General features: G+C 56.2%; 18 protein-coding genes. 4 read left to right on the top strand and 14 right to left on the bottom strand.

Features of this window, described 5'->3' with window-relative positions; genetic code table 11:
• Positions 1–20 precede the first annotated feature (20 nt).
• Complete coding sequence (locus JTA15_RS13600; RefSeq protein ID WP_151887170.1) at positions 21–617, top strand: 5-formyltetrahydrofolate cyclo-ligase; 597 nt, start codon at positions 21–23, stop codon at positions 615–617.
• A 45-nt stretch (positions 618–662) separates the two neighbouring features.
• Here JTA15_RS13600 and serA read toward each other — a convergent pair whose 3' ends face one another.
• Together serA and rpiA are read right to left on the bottom strand one after the other, a co-directional pair.
• A complete protein-coding gene (gene serA / locus JTA15_RS13605) occupies positions 663–1,895 on the bottom strand; it encodes a phosphoglycerate dehydrogenase (protein ID WP_014171529.1) in 1,233 nt (410 codons plus the stop codon).
• A gap of 272 nt (positions 1,896–2,167) precedes the next feature.
• Positions 2,168–2,827, bottom strand: coding sequence for a ribose-5-phosphate isomerase RpiA (rpiA, locus tag JTA15_RS13610; protein ID WP_014171530.1), 660 nt, complete (start codon positions 2,825–2,827; stop codon positions 2,168–2,170).
• 127 nt (positions 2,828–2,954) lie between these two features.
• On the opposite strand from rpiA, the gene argP reads away from it, so the two are divergent.
• Positions 2,955–3,848 (top strand): DNA-binding transcriptional regulator ArgP, encoded by an 894-nt coding sequence (gene argP / locus JTA15_RS13615; protein WP_008499727.1) that lies wholly within the window; start codon positions 2,955–2,957, stop codon positions 3,846–3,848.
• 47 nt (positions 3,849–3,895) lie between these two features.
• Here the strand turns inward: argP and JTA15_RS13620 are convergent, their stop codons facing one another.
• From JTA15_RS13620 to tkt, 7 genes are all read right to left on the bottom strand, one after another.
• Complete coding sequence (locus JTA15_RS13620; RefSeq protein WP_025203272.1) at positions 3,896–4,636, bottom strand: oxidative stress defense protein; 741 nt, start codon at positions 4,634–4,636, stop codon at positions 3,896–3,898.
• Positions 4,637–4,727: 91 nt separating this feature from the next.
• Positions 4,728–5,363, bottom strand: a complete 636-nt coding sequence (gene argO, locus JTA15_RS13625) for an arginine exporter ArgO (protein WP_014171533.1) — start codon at positions 5,361–5,363, stop codon at positions 4,728–4,730.
• Positions 5,364–5,509: 146 nt separating this feature from the next.
• Positions 5,510–6,364 (bottom strand): small-conductance mechanosensitive channel MscS, encoded by an 855-nt coding sequence (mscS, locus tag JTA15_RS13630; RefSeq protein WP_014171534.1) that lies wholly within the window; start codon positions 6,362–6,364, stop codon positions 5,510–5,512.
• A 187-nt stretch (positions 6,365–6,551) separates the two neighbouring features.
• The gene (gene fbaA / locus JTA15_RS13635; RefSeq protein WP_014171535.1) at positions 6,552–7,631 is read right to left on the bottom strand and encodes a class II fructose-bisphosphate aldolase; all 1,080 of its coding nucleotides are present in this window, start codon (positions 7,629–7,631) and stop codon (positions 6,552–6,554) included.
• 91 nt (positions 7,632–7,722) lie between these two features.
• Entirely contained in the window at positions 7,723–8,886 is a 1,164-nt protein-coding gene (gene pgk, locus JTA15_RS13640) for a phosphoglycerate kinase (RefSeq protein ID WP_014171536.1), read from the bottom strand.
• A gap of 49 nt (positions 8,887–8,935) precedes the next feature.
• Positions 8,936–9,955, bottom strand: a complete 1,020-nt coding sequence (gene epd / locus JTA15_RS13645; RefSeq protein WP_014171537.1) for an erythrose-4-phosphate dehydrogenase — start codon at positions 9,953–9,955, stop codon at positions 8,936–8,938.
• 382 nt (positions 9,956–10,337) lie between these two features.
• Entirely contained in the window at positions 10,338–12,329 is a 1,992-nt protein-coding gene (tkt, locus tag JTA15_RS13650) for a transketolase (RefSeq protein ID WP_020883715.1), read from the bottom strand.
• Between the two features lie 272 nt (positions 12,330–12,601).
• On the opposite strand from tkt, the gene JTA15_RS13655 reads away from it, so the two are divergent.
• Positions 12,602–13,360 carry a M48 family metallopeptidase gene (locus JTA15_RS13655; RefSeq protein ID WP_020883714.1) on the top strand — a complete coding sequence of 253 codons (759 nt, stop codon included), beginning with the start codon at positions 12,602–12,604 and terminating at the stop codon, positions 13,358–13,360.
• 220 nt (positions 13,361–13,580) lie between these two features.
• The gene (locus JTA15_RS13660; RefSeq protein ID WP_219372403.1) at positions 13,581–14,849 is read left to right on the top strand and encodes an OprD family outer membrane porin; all 1,269 of its coding nucleotides are present in this window, start codon (positions 13,581–13,583) and stop codon (positions 14,847–14,849) included.
• Positions 14,850–14,908: 59 nt separating this feature from the next.
• On the opposite strand, the gene JTA15_RS13665 is transcribed toward JTA15_RS13660, so the two are convergent.
• Genes JTA15_RS13665 through JTA15_RS13685 form a run of 5 tightly spaced genes read right to left on the bottom strand, consistent with a single transcriptional unit; the run spans position 14,909 to position 20,370 of the window.
• Complete coding sequence (locus tag JTA15_RS13665; protein ID WP_040018857.1) at positions 14,909–16,549, bottom strand: thiamine pyrophosphate-binding protein; 1,641 nt, start codon at positions 16,547–16,549, stop codon at positions 14,909–14,911.
• Between the two features lie 13 nt (positions 16,550–16,562).
• Positions 16,563–18,032, bottom strand: coding sequence for an aldehyde dehydrogenase (locus JTA15_RS13670; RefSeq protein WP_219372404.1), 1,470 nt, complete (start codon positions 18,030–18,032; stop codon positions 16,563–16,565).
• Between the two features lie 9 nt (positions 18,033–18,041).
• The gene (locus JTA15_RS13675) at positions 18,042–18,812 is read right to left on the bottom strand and encodes an aspartate dehydrogenase (RefSeq protein WP_020883712.1); all 771 of its coding nucleotides are present in this window, start codon (positions 18,810–18,812) and stop codon (positions 18,042–18,044) included.
• 9 nt (positions 18,813–18,821) lie between these two features.
• A complete protein-coding gene (locus JTA15_RS13680; RefSeq protein ID WP_219372405.1) occupies positions 18,822–19,616 on the bottom strand; it encodes an SDR family oxidoreductase in 795 nt (264 codons plus the stop codon).
• Positions 19,600–20,370: an alpha/beta fold hydrolase gene (locus JTA15_RS13685; protein WP_025203266.1), complete on the bottom strand. Its 771-nt coding sequence runs from the start codon at positions 20,368–20,370 to the stop codon at positions 19,600–19,602. Before JTA15_RS13685 ends, JTA15_RS13680 begins: the two co-directional genes overlap by 17 nt.
• Positions 20,371–20,377 lie beyond the last annotated feature (7 nt).

A 20,377-nucleotide genomic window follows, 5' to 3' on the forward strand; every position in this document is an offset into this window, starting at 1 on the left:
TTTTTCTTCTACCGACTACCATGACCCAACTCCCTGAAGTCTCTTCCTCACGCCAGGACATCCGTCAGCTCATGCGTCAACGCCGTCGTGCGTTAACTCCCGAACAGCAAGCACAGTTTGCCCAGCAAGGCGCAGCCCGTATGATGGCCTATCCCCCTGTTGTGATGGCGCGTACCGTCGCCCTGTTCCTCTCGTTTGATGGCGAACTGGATACTCAACCGCTGATAGAACAGCTGTGGCGCGCCGGGAAAAGAGTGTACCTGCCGGTGCTGCATCCGTTTAGCCAGGGAAATCTGCTGTTTTTACACTACCATCCGCACAGCGAACTGGTGGTGAATCGTCTGAAAATCACCGAACCAAAACTCGACGTCCGCGACGTCCTCCCCCTCTCAGAACTGGATGTACTGATCACGCCGCTGGTTGCATTTGATGAGCAGGGTCAGCGCTTAGGGATGGGTGGCGGTTTTTATGACAGGACGCTGCAAAACTGGCAGCTTTATAATTTGCAGCCTGTGGGGTACGCACATGACTGTCAGGGCGTGGAAGCCTTGCCGGTAGAGAAGTGGGATATTCCGCTGCCTGCGGTAGTGACGCCGGGCAAAACCTGGCGCTGGTAAAATAAAGCCGGGTAGCGACCCGGCTTTATGCTCACAGAAACAGAATCAGTACAGCAGACGGGCGCGAATGGTACCCGGAATAGCCTTCATGCTCTGCAGCGCTTTTTCCGCTACATCTTCGTCCGCTTCAATATCAATTACCACGTAACCCATCTGAGAGTTCGTTTGCAGATACTGCGCGGCAATGTTGACGCTCTGCTCGGCAAAGATCTGGTTGATCGCAGTCAGCACGCCCGGACGGTTTTCATGGATGTGCAGCAGACGACGGCCACCGTGCAACGGCAGAGACACTTCCGGGAAGTTCACGGCAGAGAGCGTAGAACCGTTGTCGGAGTATTTGCTCAGCTTGCCCGCGACTTCCAGACCGATATTTTCCTGCGCTTCCTGCGTCGAGCCGCCGATGTGCGGCGTCAGGATCACGTTGTCGAATTCGCACAGCGGAGAGGTGAACGGATCGCTGTTGGTAGCAGGCTCAGTCGGGAAGACGTCGATTGCCGCCCCCGCCAGATGCTTACGCTTCAGCGCATCGCACAGCGCCGGAATATCGACAACCGTACCGCGCGCGGCGTTGATCAGCAGTGACCCCGGCTTCATCAGCGCCAGTTCCTCAGCACCCATCATGTTCTTCGTCGACGCATTTTCCGGCACGTGCAGGCTGACCACGTCGCTCATGTTCAGCAGGTCAGAGAGGTGTTGAACCTGAGTGGCGTTGCCCAGCGGCAGTTTGCTTTCGATATCATAAAAATAGACATGCATCCCCAGGGATTCAGCCAGGATCCCCAGCTGAGTACCGATGTGACCATAGCCGATGATACCGAGTTTTTTACCACGGGCTTCGTATGAACCCGCAGCCAGTTTGTTCCACACGCCGCGGTGCGCTTTGGCGTTAGCTTCCGGAATACCGCGCAGCAACAGCAGCAGCTCGCCAATCACTAACTCCGCCACGGAACGGGTGTTGGAGAACGGGGCGTTAAAGACAGGCACACCGCGTTTTGCGGCGGCATTCAGATCAACCTGGTTGGTACCGATGCAGAAACAGCCGATGGCAACCAACTTTTCCGCCGCGGCAATCACGTCTTCAGTCAGTTGGGTACGGGATCGCAGGCCAATGAAATGGGCATCACGGATGGACGCTTTCAGCTCTTCGGTGTCCAGCGCGCCTTTGTGAAATTCGATGTTGGTGTAACCTGCTGCACGAAGGCTATCAAGCGCTTTCTGATGCACGCCCTCAACCAGCAGGAATTTAATCTTGTCTTTCTCCAGTGATACCTTTGCCATTTACCTTACCCGACCCTGTTTTTGTCTGAACTGATGTTGTGCTGGATTTAAATCCGCTGTAGCCAACATATCAAAAAAAACTATTGCAGCAATATGAACGTTTGCGTCGGCACTCTGAAGAAAAGTCATACAGAGCAAAATGACAGAGGAAAATGCTGTAGAAATTTGCGAATGCGGCAGGATCGGCAAACGAGAGGTAAAAAGCGTGACACAAGTCACCGAATTTAGCTTTTCAAAATTTTTTTAGCGGGGGGAGGCCTCCCCCCATCAGATCATTTTACGATGGTTTGCACGCCATCTGCCGTGCCGATCAGCGCGACATCCGCGCCACGGTTGGCGAATAACCCTACAGTCACTACGCCTGGAATACCGTTAATCGCATTTTCCAGCGCAATGGCGTCGAGAATTTCCAGACCGTGAACGTCGAGGATCACGTTGCCGTTGTCAGTGATGACGCCCTGACGATATTCCGGGCGTCCACCCAGTCTCACCAGTTCACGCGCCACAGCGCTACGCGCCATTGGGATCACTTCTACCGGCAGCGGGAATTTACCCAGGATATCAACCTGCTTTGACGCATCGGCGATACAGATGAATTTATCCGCCACGGAGGCGATGATTTTTTCACGCGTCAGCGCCGCACCGCCGCCTTTGATCATCTGCATATGGCCGTTGATTTCATCCGCGCCATCAACGTAGATGCCAAGACGGTCAACTTCATTCAGATCGAAAACGGTGATGCCAAGGCTTTTCAGCTTTTCCGTGGAAGCGTCGGAGCTGGAAACTGCGCCCTCGATCTGCCCTTTCATCGTGCCCAGCGCATCGATAAAGTGTGCCGCCGTCGAGCCCGTACCAACACCGACAATGGTACCCGGTTGCACATACTGGAGAGCGGCCCATCCTACTGCTTTTTTCAGTTCATCCTGCGTCATGATCGTTTAGCCTGTGGTGTGAAAACGTAGGCCGCATTATAGAACACGTCGGATGGATTTCGTCTGCCACGAAGGGAAAATTGTGTCATAGTGCAGATTAAGCAAAATTAAGGAGTCAGCCAGAGCAATGAAACGTCCGGACTACAGAACACTACAGGCACTTGATGCAGTTATTCGTGAACGCGGTTTTGAGCGCGCAGCGCAAAAGCTTTGTATCACTCAGTCCGCCGTATCACAACGCATCAAGCAGCTGGAAAACATGTTCGGGCAGCCTCTGCTGGTACGTACTGTTCCACCGCGTCCAACGGAGCAAGGGCAAAAGCTCCTCGCCCTGCTGCGCCAGGTTGAGCTGCTCGAAGATGAGTGGCTGGGTGACGAACAGACTGGCTCAACGCCGCTGCTGCTCTCGCTGGCGGTGAACGCCGACAGTCTGGCAACCTGGCTGTTGCCGGCCCTTGCGCCGGTGTTAGCTGACTCCCCGATTCGCCTGAATCTGCAGGTTGAAGATGAAACCCGTACGCAGGAGCGCCTGCGTCGCGGTGAAGTGGTTGGGGCAGTCAGTATCCAGCCTCAGGCGCTGCCGAGCTGTCTTGTCGATCAGCTGGGCGCACTGGACTACCTGTTTGTCGGCTCAAAAGCGTTTGCCGAGCGCTACTTCCCGAACGGCGTCACCCGCGCCGCGCTGCTGAAAGCCCCTGCGGTGGCGTTCGACCATCTGGACGATATGCATCAGGCCTTCCTGCAGCAAAACTTCGATCTGCCGCCGGGCAGCGTGCCATGTCATATCGTGAACTCGTCTGAAGCGTTTGTGCAGCTCGCACGTCAGGGCACCACCTGCTGTATGATCCCGCACCTGCAGATAGAGAAAGAGTTGAAAAGCGGTGAGCTGATTGACTTAACGCCGGGGCTGTATCAGCGCCGGATGCTCTACTGGCACCGTTTTGCGCCAGAAAGCCGCATGATGCGCAACGTCACCGACGCGCTGCTGGCGTATGGGCATAAGGTGTTGAGACAGGATTAAGGAACAATCCCCCTCTCCTGACGGGAGAGGGGGAAAGTGAAGACAGATTACTGCGCTTTTGCCGGCTCAGTCTGCTGACTTTGGGTCGGCTGCAGCTGGAATACCACATCAACCTGATCGTCGAACTGAATCGTCGGCTGCTCATAAGTTTCCTGAGCAGACACCGGTGCCGCGTCGGCCTTCATCATCCGCACCATCGGGCTTGGCTGATAATTTGAGACGTGGTAACGCACGCTGTATACCGGACCGAGCTTACTGTTGAACCCGGACGCCAGCTGTTGCGCCTGATGGATTGCATCATCAATGGCGGCTTTACGCGCCTGGTCTTTGTATTTTTCCGGTTGCGCAACGCCCAGTGAGACGGAACGAATTTCGTTCAGACCCGCTTTCAGCGCGCCATCCAGCAGCGAGTTCAGTTTATCGAGCTGACGCACGGTCACTTCAACGGTGCGCACGGCACGGTAGCCTTTCAGGATGCTTTTACCGTTCTGGTAGTCGTAATCAGGCTGGGTACGCAGGTTGGCAGAGCTGATGTCTTTTTTAGCGACACCGTTCTGCTCCAGGAAAGAGAGATATTGCGCAACACGATCGTCAGCCTGCTTCTTGGCAGAAGCGGCATCTTTCGCGGCCACGTTCACTTCAATTGCCAGCGTTGCAACATCGGGTACCGCATCCACGCTTGCGGTGCCTGAAGTGACGATGTGCGGGCCATCAGGCAATTCACTTGCCTGCACCGACACCGCACCTAAACTCACTAATGCCGCCAGGGCCATCACTTTAAACTTCACTGTCATTCCTCCATGTTGCGAAGAGTGCCCAACAACAGGGCGCATGCCAGCAAGCTTAGCGGCTCTCGCTCAGTTGTCCATAAGACAACGCTTAGTTGAGCAATTCCTGAACATGATGAATCCCCTCTTTTGCCAGCTGAAAGGCGATAAACCACATCACCACGCCCACCAGCGTGTTGATGATCCGCTGGGCTTTAGCGGTACGCAGACGCGGGGCCAGCCATGCCGCCAGAATCGCGAGACCGAAGAACCACAGGAATGAGGCGCTGACGGTACCCAGGGCAAACCAGCGTTTTGGCTCAACGTCGAGCTGCCCACCCAGGCTGCCCAGCACCACAAAGGTATCCAGATAAACGTGCGGGTTGAGCCAGGTGACCGCCAGCATGGTAACGATAATCTTCCAGCGGCCCTGCTTCATGACCTCGGCGCTCGCCAGTTCGAGATTGCTGCTCATTGCCGTTTTCAGCGCCCCAAACCCATACCACAGCAGGAACGCTACCCCACCCCAGGTCACCAGCGCCAGAAGCCAGGGAGACTGCATCAGCAGCGCACTGCCGCCAAAGATTCCGGCGCAGATCAGCAGCAAATCGCTCACCGCGCACAGCAGGGCAATCATGAGATGATACTGACGGCGAATGCCCTGGTTCATCACGAACGCGTTTTGCGGGCCAAGGGGAAGGATCATGGCCGCACCTAATGCAAGGCCTTGAAAATAATAAGATAACATGAATAAATTCTCAGCAAGTTGTCCTGGGAGCTGACTATACTGCGAGAACCTTATTAGAGGAAATTGATAATATTAATTGGTGATTAGTATTGCTAATAAAAAGGCCCGGTGGTGTTGCCGCTCACCGGGCCTCCTGAGGAAGAGGATTACTCGGCTTCTTTCTCGCGTTTAAGGTTCACGTCCATCTGTGGATACGGGAAGCTGATCCCGTTGGCATCAAAATCACGTTTGATACGTTCCAGAACATCCCAGTAAACGTTTTGCAGATCGCTGCTTTTGCTCCAGATGCGCACGACAAAGTTGATGGAGGATGCCCCCAACTCGTTCAGGCGAACGGTCTGCTCTTTATCTTTCAGAATACGATCGTCGGAGGCAATGATATTGGCGATCAGCGATTTCACCTGATCGATATCAGAATCATACGCCACGCTGATAATCAGCTCGTTACGACGCACCGGCTCGCGGGAAAAGTTAATGATGTTGCCCGCGATAATTTTCCCGTTCGGTACCACCACGATACGGCCATCAACAGTTCGCAGGGTGGTTGAGAAAATCTGCACCTGCAGTACGGTGCCGGCAATACCGCCCAGGTCAACGTACTCGCCAGAGCGGAACGGACGGAAGGTTACCAGCAACACACCCGCAGCCAGGTTCGAGAGCGACCCCTGCAGCGCCAGACCAATGGCCAGACCGGCGGCACCGAGAACAGCAATCACCGAGGCAGTCTGTACGCCAACACGCCCCAGTGCAGCAATCAGCGTAAAGGCAATAATACCGTAGCGCACCAGTGCAGAGAGGAAGTCAGCCACAGTGGCGTCAATGTGACGCGCCAGCATCACGCGGTTTACGGCGTTTGATACGATACGTGCCACGATCATCCCGACGATGATGATGGCAATCGCCGCGACGATGTTAACGGCATAGCTCAGCAGCAGCGCCTGGTTGCGCACCAGCCAGTTACCGGCATTATTGATGCTGTCTACAACATCGAGTTGTTCCATTTAGTCTTCCTTTTGTTATCCCAAAAACACAAAATCCATCCCCCATGGAGACAGGCAGGTCAGTAAAGGGTAAACAAAAAGGACCGGTTTTGCCAAACAGATCACATAAACGGGCCGGGCAGTCCATTGAAAAAGCATAAAAAAAGGCCCGCATTCGCGGGCCTTCTGATGCTATGAGCTGCTTAAATTACAGAACGTCAACCGCGTTCAGTTCTTTGAAAGCCTGCTCCAGACGCGCCACCATGGAAGTCTGCGCAGCACGCAGCCATACACGTGGATCGTAGTATTTCTTGTTCGGCTGGTCTTCGCCTTTCGGGTTGCCCAGCTGGCCCTGCAGGTAAGCTTCGTTCGTTTTGTAGTACTGCAGGATACCGTCCCATGTTGCCCACTGGGTGTCGGTATCGATGTTCATTTTCACTACGCCGTAGCTTACGGAGTCTTTGATTTCCTGAGCAGAAGAACCGGAACCGCCGTGGAAGACGAAGTTCAGGCTGTTGTGCGGCAGGTTGTGTTTCTTAGAAACGTATTCCTGAGAATCACGCAGGATGGTTGGGGTCAGAACCACGTTACCTGGTTTGTAAACGCCGTGTACGTTACCGAAGGACGCTGCGATGGTGAAGCGTGGGCTGATTTTGCTCAGCTCGGTGTAAGCGTAATCAACGTCTTCTGGCTGGGTATACAGTGCAGAAGCGTCCATGTGGCTGTTGTCCACGCCGTCTTCTTCACCACCGGTGCAACCCAGTTCGATTTCCAGGGTCATGTCCATTTTGGCCATGCGCGCCAGGTACTTAGAGCAGATTTCGATGTTTTCGTGCAGGGACTCTTCAGACAGGTCGATCATGTGAGAAGAGAACAGTGGCTTACCGGTCGCTGCGAAGTGTTTTTCACCCGCGTCCAGCAGACCGTCGATCCACGGCAGCAGTTTCTTCGCGCAGTGGTCAGTGTGCAGGATAACCGGAACACCGTAGTGTTCAGCCATCTGGTGTACATGGTGCGCACCAGAGATTGCGCCCAGGATTGCCGCGCCCTGAGGAACGTCAGTTTTCACGCCTTTACCAGCGATGAATGCTGCGCCACCGTTAGAGAACTGCACGATAACCGGTGCTTTAACTTTTGCAGCAGCTTCCAGTACGGCGTTAATGGAGTCGGTACCAACGCAGTTAACTGCTGGCAGAGCGAAGTTGTTTTCTTTAGCTACCTGGAACACTTTCTGAACGTCATCACCAGTGATCACGCCAGGTTTTACGAAATCAAAAATTTTAGACATGTTGCTTAGTCCTGTATCTTCGGCCGTTAGAAAAGGTGCGAGCTCTTAAAGCGCGCTGAAAATTGGGCAGGTTTCCCTGCCCTTGAATGGCTTACTTCTTAGCGCGCTCTTCGAGCATTGCTACTGCTGGCAGTACTTTGCCTTCTACGAACTCGAGGAATGCGCCGCCACCAGTGGAGATGTAGGAGATCTTGTCAGAAATACCGAACAGGTCGATTGCTGCCAGCGTATCACCGCCGCCTGCGATAGAGAACGCTTCGCTGTCTGCGATAGCGTTAGCAACGATTTCAGTACCTTTGCGGAAGTTCGGGAATTCGAACACGCCAACAGGACCATTCCACAGGATAGTTTTTGCGTTTTTCAGGATTTCAGCCAGTTTCTGTGCAGAAACGTCGCCCAGGTCCAGAATCTGCTCATCATCTTTGATGTCGTTAACAGATTTCAGGGTCGCAGTCGCTGTTTCAGAGAACTCAGTCGCGACGCGAACATCCGTTGGAACCGGGATATCGCAGGTGGTCAGCAGACGTTTTGCTTCGTCAACCAGATCCGCTTCGTACAGGGATTTACCGACGTTATGGCCTTGTGCCGCCACGAAGGTGTTCGCGATACCACCGCCAACGATCAGCTGGTCAGCGATTTTAGACAGGGAATCCAGTACGGTCAGTTTGGTAGAAACTTTAGAACCACCAACGATTGCAACCATTGGACGAGCAGGTTCTTTCAGCGCTTTACCCAGTGCGTCCAGCTCAGCAGCCAGCAGAGGACCGGCACACGCAACGTCTGCGAATTTACCGATACCGTGGGTTGAAGCCTGCGCACGGTGAGCAGTACCGAAGGCGTCCATCACGAATACGTCACACAGTGCAGCGTATTTTTTGGACAGCGCTTCGTCGTCTTTCTTTTCGCCTTTGTTGAAGCGAACGTTTTCCAGAACAACCAGTTCACCGGCAGCGATGTCTACGCCGTCCAGGTAATCTTTTACCAGGCGAACCGGGTTGGACAGTTTGTCTTTCAGGTAATTAACAACTGGCAGCAGAGAGAACTCTTCATTGTACTCGCCTTCAGTTGGACGACCCAGGTGGGAGGTCACCATCACTTTAGCGCCCTGCTTCAGAGCCAGTTCGATGGTTGGCAGAGATGCACGGATACGCGCGTCGCTGGTCACTTTGCCATCTTTAACCGGTACGTTCAGATCAGCACGGATGAAAACGCGTTTACCAGCCAGATCCAGATCGGTCATCTTAATTACAGACATGGTGAATCCTCTCGTTGATTCTTAAAGTTTTGCAGACGCACGATGCGTCTTACCTGAAACCTTGAGCGGCCATTGCTAACGTGGTGTCGAGCATTCGGTTAGCAAAGCCCCATTCGTTATCACACCAGACCAGCGTCTTGATAAGGTGTGCGCCACTGACGCGCGTTTGAGTGCCATCGACAATGGCGCTGTGCGGGTCGTGGTTAAAATCTACTGAGACCAACGGTAATTCCGTATAGTCAACTATACCATGAAATGCCCCCTGTGCCGCTTTTTGCAGCAACAGGTTGACTTCACAGGCTTTTACCGGTTTTTTCACCGTCACGCTCAGGTCAATTGCGGTGACGTTAATCGTCGGTACACGTACGGCAATTGCTTCAAAACGATCGTTAAACTGCGGGAAAAAACGGGTGATACCTGCCGCCAGTTTTGTGTCCACCGGAATGATTGACTGGCTCGCGGCTCGCGTGCGTCGTAAGTCCGGATGATAGGCGTCAATCACCTGCTGATCGTGCATCGCTGAATGAATCGTGGTTACGGTGCCGGATTCAATGCCATACGCATCGTCTAACAGTTTGATGACCGGAATAATGCAGTTGGTGGTGCAGGAGGCGTTGGAAACAATGCGGTGTTCGGCTTGCAGCTCATGCTGATTCACGCCAAATACGACGGTCGCGTCGAGGTCGTTGCTGCCAGGATGGGAAAACAGGACTTTTTTCGCACCTGCTGTCAGATGCGCTTCGCCATGCTCGCGGTTACCGTATACGCCAGTACAGTCAAGTACGATATCCACACCCAGTTCACGCCACGGTAGCCCGGCAATACTGCTCTCATGCAGCACGCGGATGGCATCGTCGCCGACAAACAGCTGATCTCTTTCCTGGCGAACATCCCAGGCAAAGCGTCCGTGGCTGGTGTCATATTTCAACAAATGCGCCATGCCCGCAGCATCCGCCAGTTCGTTGATAGCCACCACGGTTATTTCCGCCCGACGCCCGGATTCATATAAAGCACGAACCACGTTACGCCCGATGCGACCGAAGCCATTAATCGCTACGCGTACGGTCATAGATCTCCTGCAAAGCTATCCCTGAGTTTGAGGTGGCTGAAAGAGTAATCCAGCTACGCCCGAAGGGGAATCCTTGCTGTCACAAACTGCGATTGATTGGTCAATTGTCGAACATTTAATCGACTGAAACGCTTCAGCTAGAATAAGCGAATCAGGGAATAAAAGGAATGTCTGTCCAGAGCAATAAGCGCGCTATATGACTTGCGTCACATTTTGGATGGAATAATTCACAGGAACGTTACATGTTTGAGGAATAGTGGACATATAAGGCGGATAGTGTGAAAAAAACAAAACGGTAACCCAAAGGTTACCGTTTAGGGTGTTTGCGCCCTCTTCTCAGCGAGAGCACGGACAGGGGCTCGCGCCCCTCCCCTACAAACAATTACAGCAGTTCTTTTGCTTTCGCGACAACGTTTTCAACGGTGAAGCCGAACTCTTCGAACAGCAGCTCTGCCGGAGCAGATTCACCAAAGGTGGTCATGCCGACGATTGCGCCGTTCAGGCCCACATATTTGAACCAGTAGTCAGCGATACCCGCTTCTACTGCCACGCGCGCGGTAACGGCTTTAGGCAGTACGGATTCGCGGTAGGCGGCATCCTGCTTGTCGAACGCATCGGTAGACGGCATGGAAACCACGCGCGCTTTAACGCCTTCGGCAGACAGTTTTTCCCATGCGGCAACAGCCAGCTCAACTTCAGAACCGGTCGCGATGAAGATCAGCTCTGGCTGACCCGCGCAATCTTTCAGCACGTAACCACCACGGGCGATGTTCGCCAGCTGCTCTGGAGTACGTTCCTGCTGTGCCAGGTTCTGACGGGAGAGGATCAGTGCGGTTGGGCCGTCCTGACGCTCAACACCGTATTTCCACGCCACGGCGGACTCAACCTGGTCACATGGACGCCATGTGCTCATGTTTGGCGTCACGCGCAGGGAAGCCACCTGCTCTACCGGCTGGTGAGTTGGACCATCTTCGCCCAGACCGATGGAGTCGTGGGTGTAGACCATCACCTGACGCTGTTTCATCAGCGCAGCCATACGCACGGCGTTACGCGCGTACTCGACAAACATCAGGAAGGTAGAGGTGTACGGCAGGAAACCACCGTGCAGGGAGATACCGTTCGCAATCGCAGTCATACCGAATTCACGCACACCGTAGTGGATGTAGTTACCGGCAGTGTCTTCGTTGATTGCTTTAGAACCAGACCAGATTGTCAGGTTAGATGGCGCCAGGTCAGCGGAGCCGCCCAGGAATTCTGGCAGCAGCGGACCGAACGCTTCAATCGCATTCTGAGAGGCTTTACGGCTGGCGATTTTGGATGGGTTCGCCTGCAGTTTAGCAATGAACTCGTTCGCTTTGGCGTCGAAGTCAGACGGCATGTCACCCTTCATACGACGGGTAAATTCAGCCGCTTCCTGTGGGAAGGCTTTCGCATAGGCAGCGAACTTCTCGTTCCATGCGGATTCTTTCGCCTGACCCACTTCTTTAGCATCCCACTGCGCGTAAATTTCAGATGGGATTTCGAAAGCAGGATATTTCCAGCCCAGCGCTTCGCGCGTCAGAGCGATTTCCGCGTCGCCCAGTGGCGCACCGTGGGAATCGTGGGTACCCGCTTTGTTCGGGGAACCGAAACCAATGATGGTTTTGCACATCAGCAGTGACGGCTTGTCCGTCACTGCGCGCGCTTCTTCTACTGCACGTTTAATCGAGTCAGCATCGTGACCGTCAACGCCACGCACAACGTGCCAGCCGTAAGCTTCGAAACGCTTCGCGGTGTCGTCAGTGAACCAGCCTTCAACGTGACCGTCGATGGAGATGCCGTTGTCGTCATAGAACGCAACCAGTTTGCCCAGCTTCAAGGTACCTGCCAGGGAGCACACTTCGTGAGAAATGCCTTCCATCATGCAGCCGTCGCCCATGAATGCGTAGGTGAAGTGGTCAACAATGTCATGACCTGGACGGTTGAACTGCGCGGCCAGGGTTTTCTCGGCAATCGCCATACCCACCGCGTTAGCAATACCCTGACCCAGCGGGCCGGTGGTGGTTTCTACACCTGCGGTGTAACCCACTTCCGGGTGACCTGGCGTTTTGGAGTGCAGCTGGCGGAAGTTTTTCAGCTCTTCAATTGGCAAATCGTAGCCAGTGAGGTGCAGCAGGCTATAGATCAGCATTGAGCCGTGGCCATTAGACAGCACGAAACGGTCGCGGTCAGCCCAGGAAGGGTTCTGCGGGTTGTGGTTCAGGAAATCGCGCCACAGGACTTCGGCGATATCAGCCATCCCCATAGGGGCGCCCGGGTGGCCGGATTTGGCTTTCTGTACTGCGTCCATGCTCAGCGCACGAATAGCATTAGCAAGCTCTTTACGTGAGGACATTTTAACTCCAGATCGGACTGTTAAAGGCCATGCCCTTGACGACAGCGCGTTTTGGGCTACGCCGGAAAAAAGTGCCAACAATGTAACCCAAGCGGCATGTCATGTACATGGAGCATTCTTTTGCAGCTTAAGAAATCTCTGGATCATGCTCGCATGTTGCGCAATCTGCTCGCCCGGCCCCGTAGATATTCCTTATACTTAGCCCGACCCCGGCTTCGTTGCCGGTGCACTTTTCAGATTTTATTCAGATTAACGAGTACGGAAGCGACATCATGAAAATGCGTGCAATAGTGCTGGCCCTGGGTACAACGCTCCTGCTGAGCGGCTGTCAGAATATGGATTCTAACGGCCTGATGTCCTCAGGCGCAGAAGCCTTTCAGGCCTACTCCCTGAGCGACGCACAGGTTAAAGCGCTGAGCGACCAGGCCTGTAAAGATATGGACGGAAAAGCCACGCTTGCCCCGGCCAATAGTACCTACACGCAGCGTCTGAATAAGATAGCCTCCGCGCTGGGTGATAACATTAATGGCCAGCCGGTGAACTATAAGGTGTACATGGCCAAAGATGTAAACGCCTTCGCGATGGCGAACGGCTGCATCCGCGTTTACAGCGGGCTGATGGATATGATGACCGACAACGAAGTTGAAGCGGTTATCGGCCATGAAATGGGCCACGTTGCACTTGGCCACGTGAAGAAAGGCATGCAGGTTGCGTTAGGCACTAACGCCATCCGCGCCGCGGCGGCGTCTACGGGCGGTATCGTCGGCAGCCTGTCACAGTCGCAGCTTGGCGATGTGGGTGAAAAGCTGGTTAACTCTCAGTTCTCGCAGCGTCAGGAATCCGAAGCGGATGACTACTCCTACGATCTGTTGCGCAAACGCGGCATTAATCCATCAGGTTTAGCCACCAGCTTCGAAAAACTGGCCAAACTGGAAGCCGGTCGCCAGAGCTCTATGTTTGATGACCACCCGGCGTCAGAAGAGCGCGCACAGCATATTCGCGACCGTATGGCCGCAGACGGAATTAAATAATTCGAAAGGAGGCATATTTGCCTCCTTTTTATTTCGCATGAATTGTTAATTTAACCGCACATATCGGTAATAGCGCTTGAGTACCTTTCTAAGCCGCGCAAACACTGGCTTATCGCCCTGAAACGTCTCGTCACATAATTATTGCAATCATTTACCATTCGGGTAATTATCGAACTCGCAGTAATTCAATTTACAATATTAAGACAGAGACGTTCCCTCCGTGAAAAAAGAATTATCATTAATTGCGTTAAGTTTATTCGCCGCATTACCCGCCGTTGCAAGCCAGCAATCCGACAGCAAAGGGTTTGTTGACGACAGCCATTTAGATCTGTTTTTACGCAATGCGTATATCAGCCGTGATTATCATCAGGGCCAGCAGGACAAAGCCGAATGGGGTCAGGGCATCGTTGCCACGTTTGAATCCGGCTATACCGAAGGGCTGGTTGGCTTTGGTGTGGACGGCATTGCCCAGTATGGCGTGCGTCTGGACGGCGGTCGTGGAAAGAGCGGCGCGGGCGGCATTGACTTCTTTAAACAGGAAGACGATGGCCGGGCTAAATCCGATCTGGCGAAATTTGGCGCCACAGCAAAAATGCGTATCTCCAATACCGTACTGAGCTACGGTAACCAGCGTCCGGAATTACCGATTGTTAATGCCGACAATTCCCGTCTGCTGTTTGAAAGCTTTACCGGCACCATGCTGACCTCAAAAGAGATCGCGGGTCTGGAAGTGAACGCCGGTTACTTCACCGATGAGCAGCGCAAAAGTGACGACCGCCACGACAGTGGCCTGAAGAGCCTCTCCTTCGGCGGTGCGAGCTACCAGTTCAACGACCAGTTCAGCGGTGCGCTGTATGCCTCTCATGTGGAAGAGGTGATGAACAAGCAGTACCTGGGAATGAACTTCAAACAGCCGTTCAGCACCGGGCAACAGCTGGTGCTCGATTTCAACGGCTATAACTCACGCCTGGATCAGCGCTACGCAGACAGCCTTGATACCGGACGCAGCAATAGCATCTGGAGCCTGGCGGCAAGCTACATCTGGGATATTCATACCTTCAAGGTGGCGTATCAGCAGAGCAGCGGCAGCACCGGCTATCACTATGGCAGCTATCGCGATCAGGGTGGCGTAGGTGACGGCGGCAATACCATCTGGCTGACGAACTCCTACTGGTCTGATTTCAACGGCGAAGACGAGCGCTCCTGGCAGGCTTCTTACGCGCTGGACTTCGGCGGTCTGGGCTTACCGGGCCTGAGCTGGACCACTGCTTACGTGCGTGGCGACAACATCAAGACCTCTGAAACCAGCAACGGTAAAGAGCATGAGTGGTTTAACCAGATCCAGTATCAGGTGCAGGACGGCCCGGCTAAAGATCTGAAACTGAAACTCCGTTACTCCGTCCTGCGCGTGTCCAGCAACGCCAGCGACTATAACGTGGGCGGGGATGAGATCCGCGCGTACGTGGAATACCCATTTAACGTGTTCTGATTAAGCCCCTCACCCGCCCTTTTCCCTAAGGGAGAGGGCGCGAGTGAGGGTAAACACGTTTAGTACAACGTCTTCTGCGGCGGCCCGGCAAACTTAAGCGCGCCAATCTGTCCCATCCGCACTTCCACTACCGACGGTCCTGGCATGGCAAGCGCTTCGGTCATCACCGCGTCAAAATCCTCCGCCCGTTCGACGCTCCACGCCTGTAACCCCATCGCATGCGCCAGCTGCGTAAAGTCCGGGGTATGCAGCTCGTTATAATACTGACGCCCGCCGAAATACTTGTCCTGAATGCCGCGCATGACGCCGTAACCGCCGTCGTTCATCACCAGCAGCGTCACGTTGGCCTTCTCCTGCGCCAGCGTTGCCATCTCGCCCAGATTCAGGCTTACGCCACCATCACCCACCAGCCCCACCACTTTGCGTTGCGGGTTGGCAATCGCCGTGCCAATCGCCATCGGTAGCCCCATGCCGATGGCGCCTGCCAGCGAGTGAATGTTCATCAGCGGTCCGTTGGCGCGGAACAAACGGCTGCCCCACAGGCTTCCGGAAACGGTGATATCACGAACCAGCAGGCCATCTTGCGGCAGCGCGTTCTCGATGGCGTCGTTGAGCTTCGCATAAGCACCGCACTGCTCACGCAGTCCCGCAACGGCTTTCGCCAGCGCCTGCTGCACCTGAGTATCCCACTGTGCATCGCCCCATTCCCGCCCCTGCGCTTTAGCCGCCAGCGCGGTTAACAGCGCCGCGCAGTCGGCCACAAGGGTTGTGTCCATCAGATAGTTGCGGCTCGCCGCCGCGGGGTCGATATCGATCTGGACGCGGGGATGCGGTAATTCAAGCGTCCACGAGCGAGTTTCGTTGCTGCGCAGGCGTGAGCCGGCGACCAGCGTAAAGTCGCACTGGGCGATCAACGCCTCAACTGACGGCGAGTTATGAAACGCCCGCAGGCTGGCGCGATGGCTGTCCGGCAGCACGCCGCGCGCGTGGGTGCTGGAGATAACCGTCACTCCCGCATCCGCCAGTTTTTTTACCGCATCAGCGCTACCAAGCGCTCCGCCACCCAGCCACAGCAGCGGCTGTCTGGCCTGTTTAAGCTGCGCCCACAGCGTGTCGACCACTGTCGTATCAACCGCGGAAACCGACGTCGGTTTCACCGGAGCGGTGATCAGCGACACGGGGATTTTCGCCCCCTGAATATCAATCGGGATCTCCACGGAGACCGGCCCGCACGGCGGAGTTTGCGCCTCCTGAATGGCCTTGTGAAGGATCGCTATCGCCTGGTTCGCGTTGCTGATGCGGTATGCCCGTTTTGAGCTGGCCTTCAGGAAGGTCAGCTGGTCGCGGGTTTCGTGGATAAAGCCGGTGTCAGCATCCAGCCAGGCTTTTTCCACCTGGCCGGTGATATGCAGCAGCGGCGTGCAGGCATTCATGGCTTCCACCAGCGCGCCGACGGCGTTACCCGCCCCGGCACCGGTACTGGTCAGCGCCACGCCGAGCCCGGAAAAACGGCCGTGGGCATCGGCCATGGTGACCGACCCCGCCTCGCCACGTGCGGGCACAAAGCGAATATTCCCGCGCTGCCCTACCGCATCGGCGATGGGTAAATTGTGGATGGAGATGACGCCGTAGATGGCCTCAACCTGATACTGCTCCAGCGTTCTGGCGATGGCGTCGCCGACGGTTATCATTTCGCTCATTACTCACCCTTTCTCAGTCGCACCAGTGGTTGACGCTGTTACCCGTCGCCAGATAAATGCTCTTTTGCTGCATCCAGGCTTTCAGCCCCTGAATGCCCTTTTCGCGGCCCAGACCGCTCTCTTTAAAGCCCCCGAACGGGGTCGAAATCGCAAACACTTTGTAGGTGTTTATCCACACCGTGCCCGCTTCAAGCTGCTCGCTCAGGCGCAGGGCGCGCCCGGTATCCCGCGTCCAGATCCCGGCGGCAAGGCCATAAACGGAGTCATTCGCCTCACGGATCAACGCGGCTTCATCGCTAAAGGGCATCGCCACCAGCACCGGGCCGAAGAGCTCCTCCTGACAGGCGCGCGCGCTGTTGGTCAGGCCTTCAATGATGGTGGGCTGGAAGTAACTGCCGTTTGCCAGCAGTGGATCGGCAGGACTCTCCCCGCCACACAGCACGCGGCCCCCTTCACGCTTTGCCAGTTCAACGTAAGCCTGCACGCTCTTGCGGTGCGCGTCGTTAATCAGCGGTCCCACATGGGTGCCGTCGGTAAAGGGATGCCCGACCCGCAGGCCGCGCGTTAATTCCAGCAGCCTCGTCATCAGTGGGGCGTAAAGGCGCTCATGGATAAAGAGCCGCGAACCGGCAATACAGGCCTGACCTGCCGAGCTGAAAATGCCGTAACAGATCCCGCGCGCAGCCAGCTCAACGTCGGCATCTTCCAGTACGATGGTCGGGGATTTACCGCCCAGTTCCAGCGAAGCCGGGATCAACTTTTCCGCCGCCACGTGCGCCAGATGACGGCCCGTGGTGGTACCACCGGTAAAGGAGATTTTTCGCACTTTCGGGTGACGCGCCAGCGCATCGCCAATCACCGAGCCTTTGCCCGGCAGCACGCTCAGCAGCCCGGCGGGTAAGCCTGCCTGCTCAAAAATACGCGCCAGCTCCAGCGCCATCAGCGGGGTGGCTTCGGCTGGTTTGAGAACCACCGCGTTACCGGCAGCAATGGCCGGTGCCACTTTCTGCATTTCGCTGGCAATGGGGGAATTCCAGGGCGTGATAGCCGCCACCACGCCGAGCGGTTCATATCGGCTGAGGGTAAGCACATCGTGCTGGCGTGGGGTCGGCAGTTCACCTTCCAGCAGCTCGCAGGCGGCGGCAAAATAACGCGCCGTGCCTGCCGCGCTCATCACCAGACCCCGCGCTTCCGCCAGCGGTTTACCGTTGTCGCGACTCTGCATGCGGGCCAGTTCATCGACGCGGGATTCGATCAGATCCGCCACCTTATGCAGGATCTTCGCACGCGCATGCGGCAGGCTGTTACGCCAGGCAGGATCGCGCCACGCGCGCTCTCCGGCGTCGATAGCCTCCTGCAGATCGTCCAGGCTTGCCGCGTGGAGCGTGGCGTTCACCGCACCGTCTGCCGGGAAATGGCTCTGCATTAGGTTTCCGCCGCCGCGCCGCCAGTTGCCGCCAATGAAAATGTTAAGATCGTCCATCGTCGCTCCTCAGCGCTGCGTCAGTTCACGGCAGGCGCGAACCGCGCTGAGTGCCGCCAGGGTGGAGGTTTTGGGGTTGCTGGCAAGCGGTAGCCCGCTCAGCTCCAGATGGAACTCGCCAAACATCCCTTCGACGTGCAGCGTGTGGGTATTGCGTTGAGTGGCCGGGTCAACCATCAGTTGCACACGGGTATCATCCATCCCCACGCCGCCAAGTGCCACGGTCGCCGCCACGTTGGCGTTGGCCGGAAACAGTCGTGCCGCTTCGCGTGCGCTGCCTTCAAAGAAGATCTGCGCCTCGGACACGGCGTTAAGATCGATAAGCTGCTCGGCATAGCTGCCGCGCCAGCTGGCCGGGCTTTTACGCGACTGGTAGGTCACCTTCTCAAGCCCGCCCTCTTTTGCCGCTGCCAGGCCATCAATGCCCGCCACCGCCCCGGAGAGCAGCGTCAGCTTTCCGCCTGCGTTGAGCAGACGCTGTTCCAGCGCGCTGTCTGCCAGCGCGCCGGTGGAGATCACCGCCAGATGCCATCCACGGCGTAAAATCGCTTCCCCGTACTGCGCCACCGCCTGCTGGCTGGCACATTCCAGCACCAGATCGGGAGTATCCGTACATAATGCGGGCGAGGTCAGTGCCACCACCGCATCGCCAAACTGCTGGCGAATCGCGGCATGATGCGTCTCGCGCGCCACGATCCAGCCGATGGCAACCTGCTCGGGCAGGCGCTCAATGACCGCCTGCGCCATGGCACCGTAGCCGATTAACATGATTTTTTTCATGATGTGTCCTTACAGATGACGGCAGAAGCCGCCGGAAACGTCCAGCGCCGCACCGGTGGTAAACGAAGCCAGCGGCGAAGCGAGGAACAGCAGAGCCTGCGCAGGCTCCTGTGGCTTACCGAGACGCGCCATCGGAATGCCGCGTTTGCGGGCGATATCCGCCGTCCACTGCGGCCAGCTCTGACTTTTATCCGCCCGGTTCTCAAAGCGACGCTGCCACTGGCCGGATTCCACCATGCCAAGCAAAATGGAATTCACGCGGATACCCTTACTCACCAGCTCTTTCGAGAGCGTGAGCGTCATGTTGAGCAGCGCGGCACGTGCTGCGGAGGTGGCAATCATGTGTTCCTCTGGCTGCAGCGCCAGCAGCGAGTTCACGCAGGTAATGGAGGCAATGTCCGATTGCTCCAGCTGCGGCTGAAAAGCCTGCACGGGGTTAATCACCCCAAACAGTTTCAGTTCGGCTTCATGCAGCCAGGCCTCGCGCGGGGTGTCATTGAAGTGCGCCACATACCCCTGTCCGGCGTTATTAATCAGCAAGTCTGTCCCGCCAAAGCGGGACTTAACGGCCTGGGCAAAGGTCTGAACCTGGTCTGCATCCAGCACGTCGCAGCGGTGAGAGAAAATCTCGCCATCAGAGAATTCGTTTTGCAGCGACGCATGTGCGCTGGCAAGCCGGTCCGGGTCGCGGCCACAGAACGCCACTTTTGCCCCCTCGCCCAGCAGCAAGCGCAGTGTTTCAAAACCAATGCCAGAAGAACCGCCGGTGACTACCGCTACGCGCCCGTCAATTTGTGCATTCATCGCGCACCTCTTCGTTGATACGTAAAAGCTGTTGATTAAAAAACGCGTCGTTATCGAGATAGCTGGCGTGCCCGGCCAGGGGAATCGCGGTAAACGGCATGCCGTAACGTAGCGCCAGCCCCTGAACCAGCTCAGGCTGGGTAATGGCGTCCTGCTCGCCGCACCAGACTTCAAAGTCACCGGCGTAACGCTTCAGCCAGCCGTGAATATCGTCATGTGCCAGCATCCATGCGGCAGCGAGGTAGCCTTCCGGGCGCAGTTTGCGCATGCCCGCCGCAACGGTGGCAATATCGTCCTCACGCGCGCCCGGGCGTAATAATTTAGCGGCCCGGGTTTGCGCCAGGATCTCGCCCCCGAGCGCCATCTGCTGCTCCCGATTACGCCAGACCTGCTCGCGCTGCGCCGGCTCGGCCTGGCCGTAACCCTGCGCGGCATCGGCCAGCACCAGATGCAGCACGCGTTCGGGATACTTCGCCGCAAAGGCGCTTGCCACCAGCGCTCCAAGCGAATGCCCGACCAGAACAACCTGCCAGACGCCCGCGCGGTCCAGCATGGCCGCCAGCGCGTCGGCGTAATCCCCCGCGTTGGCGCGCTCAACCGCCAGCATCGGGCTTTCGCCATAACCGGGCATGTCCCACGCCAGCACGCGAAAACCGTTCAGCGCCATCTGTTTATGCCAGGAGGCAGCACCGGAGCTGATGCCGTGGAGCAGCATCAGCGGGATGCCGCTTCCCTGTTCACGAAAGCCCGTCATCGCGCCC

It is taken from the genome of Enterobacter sp. BIDMC 29, assembly GCF_019378755.1.
GTDB lineage: Bacteria > Pseudomonadota > Gammaproteobacteria > Enterobacterales > Enterobacteriaceae > Enterobacter > Enterobacter ludwigii.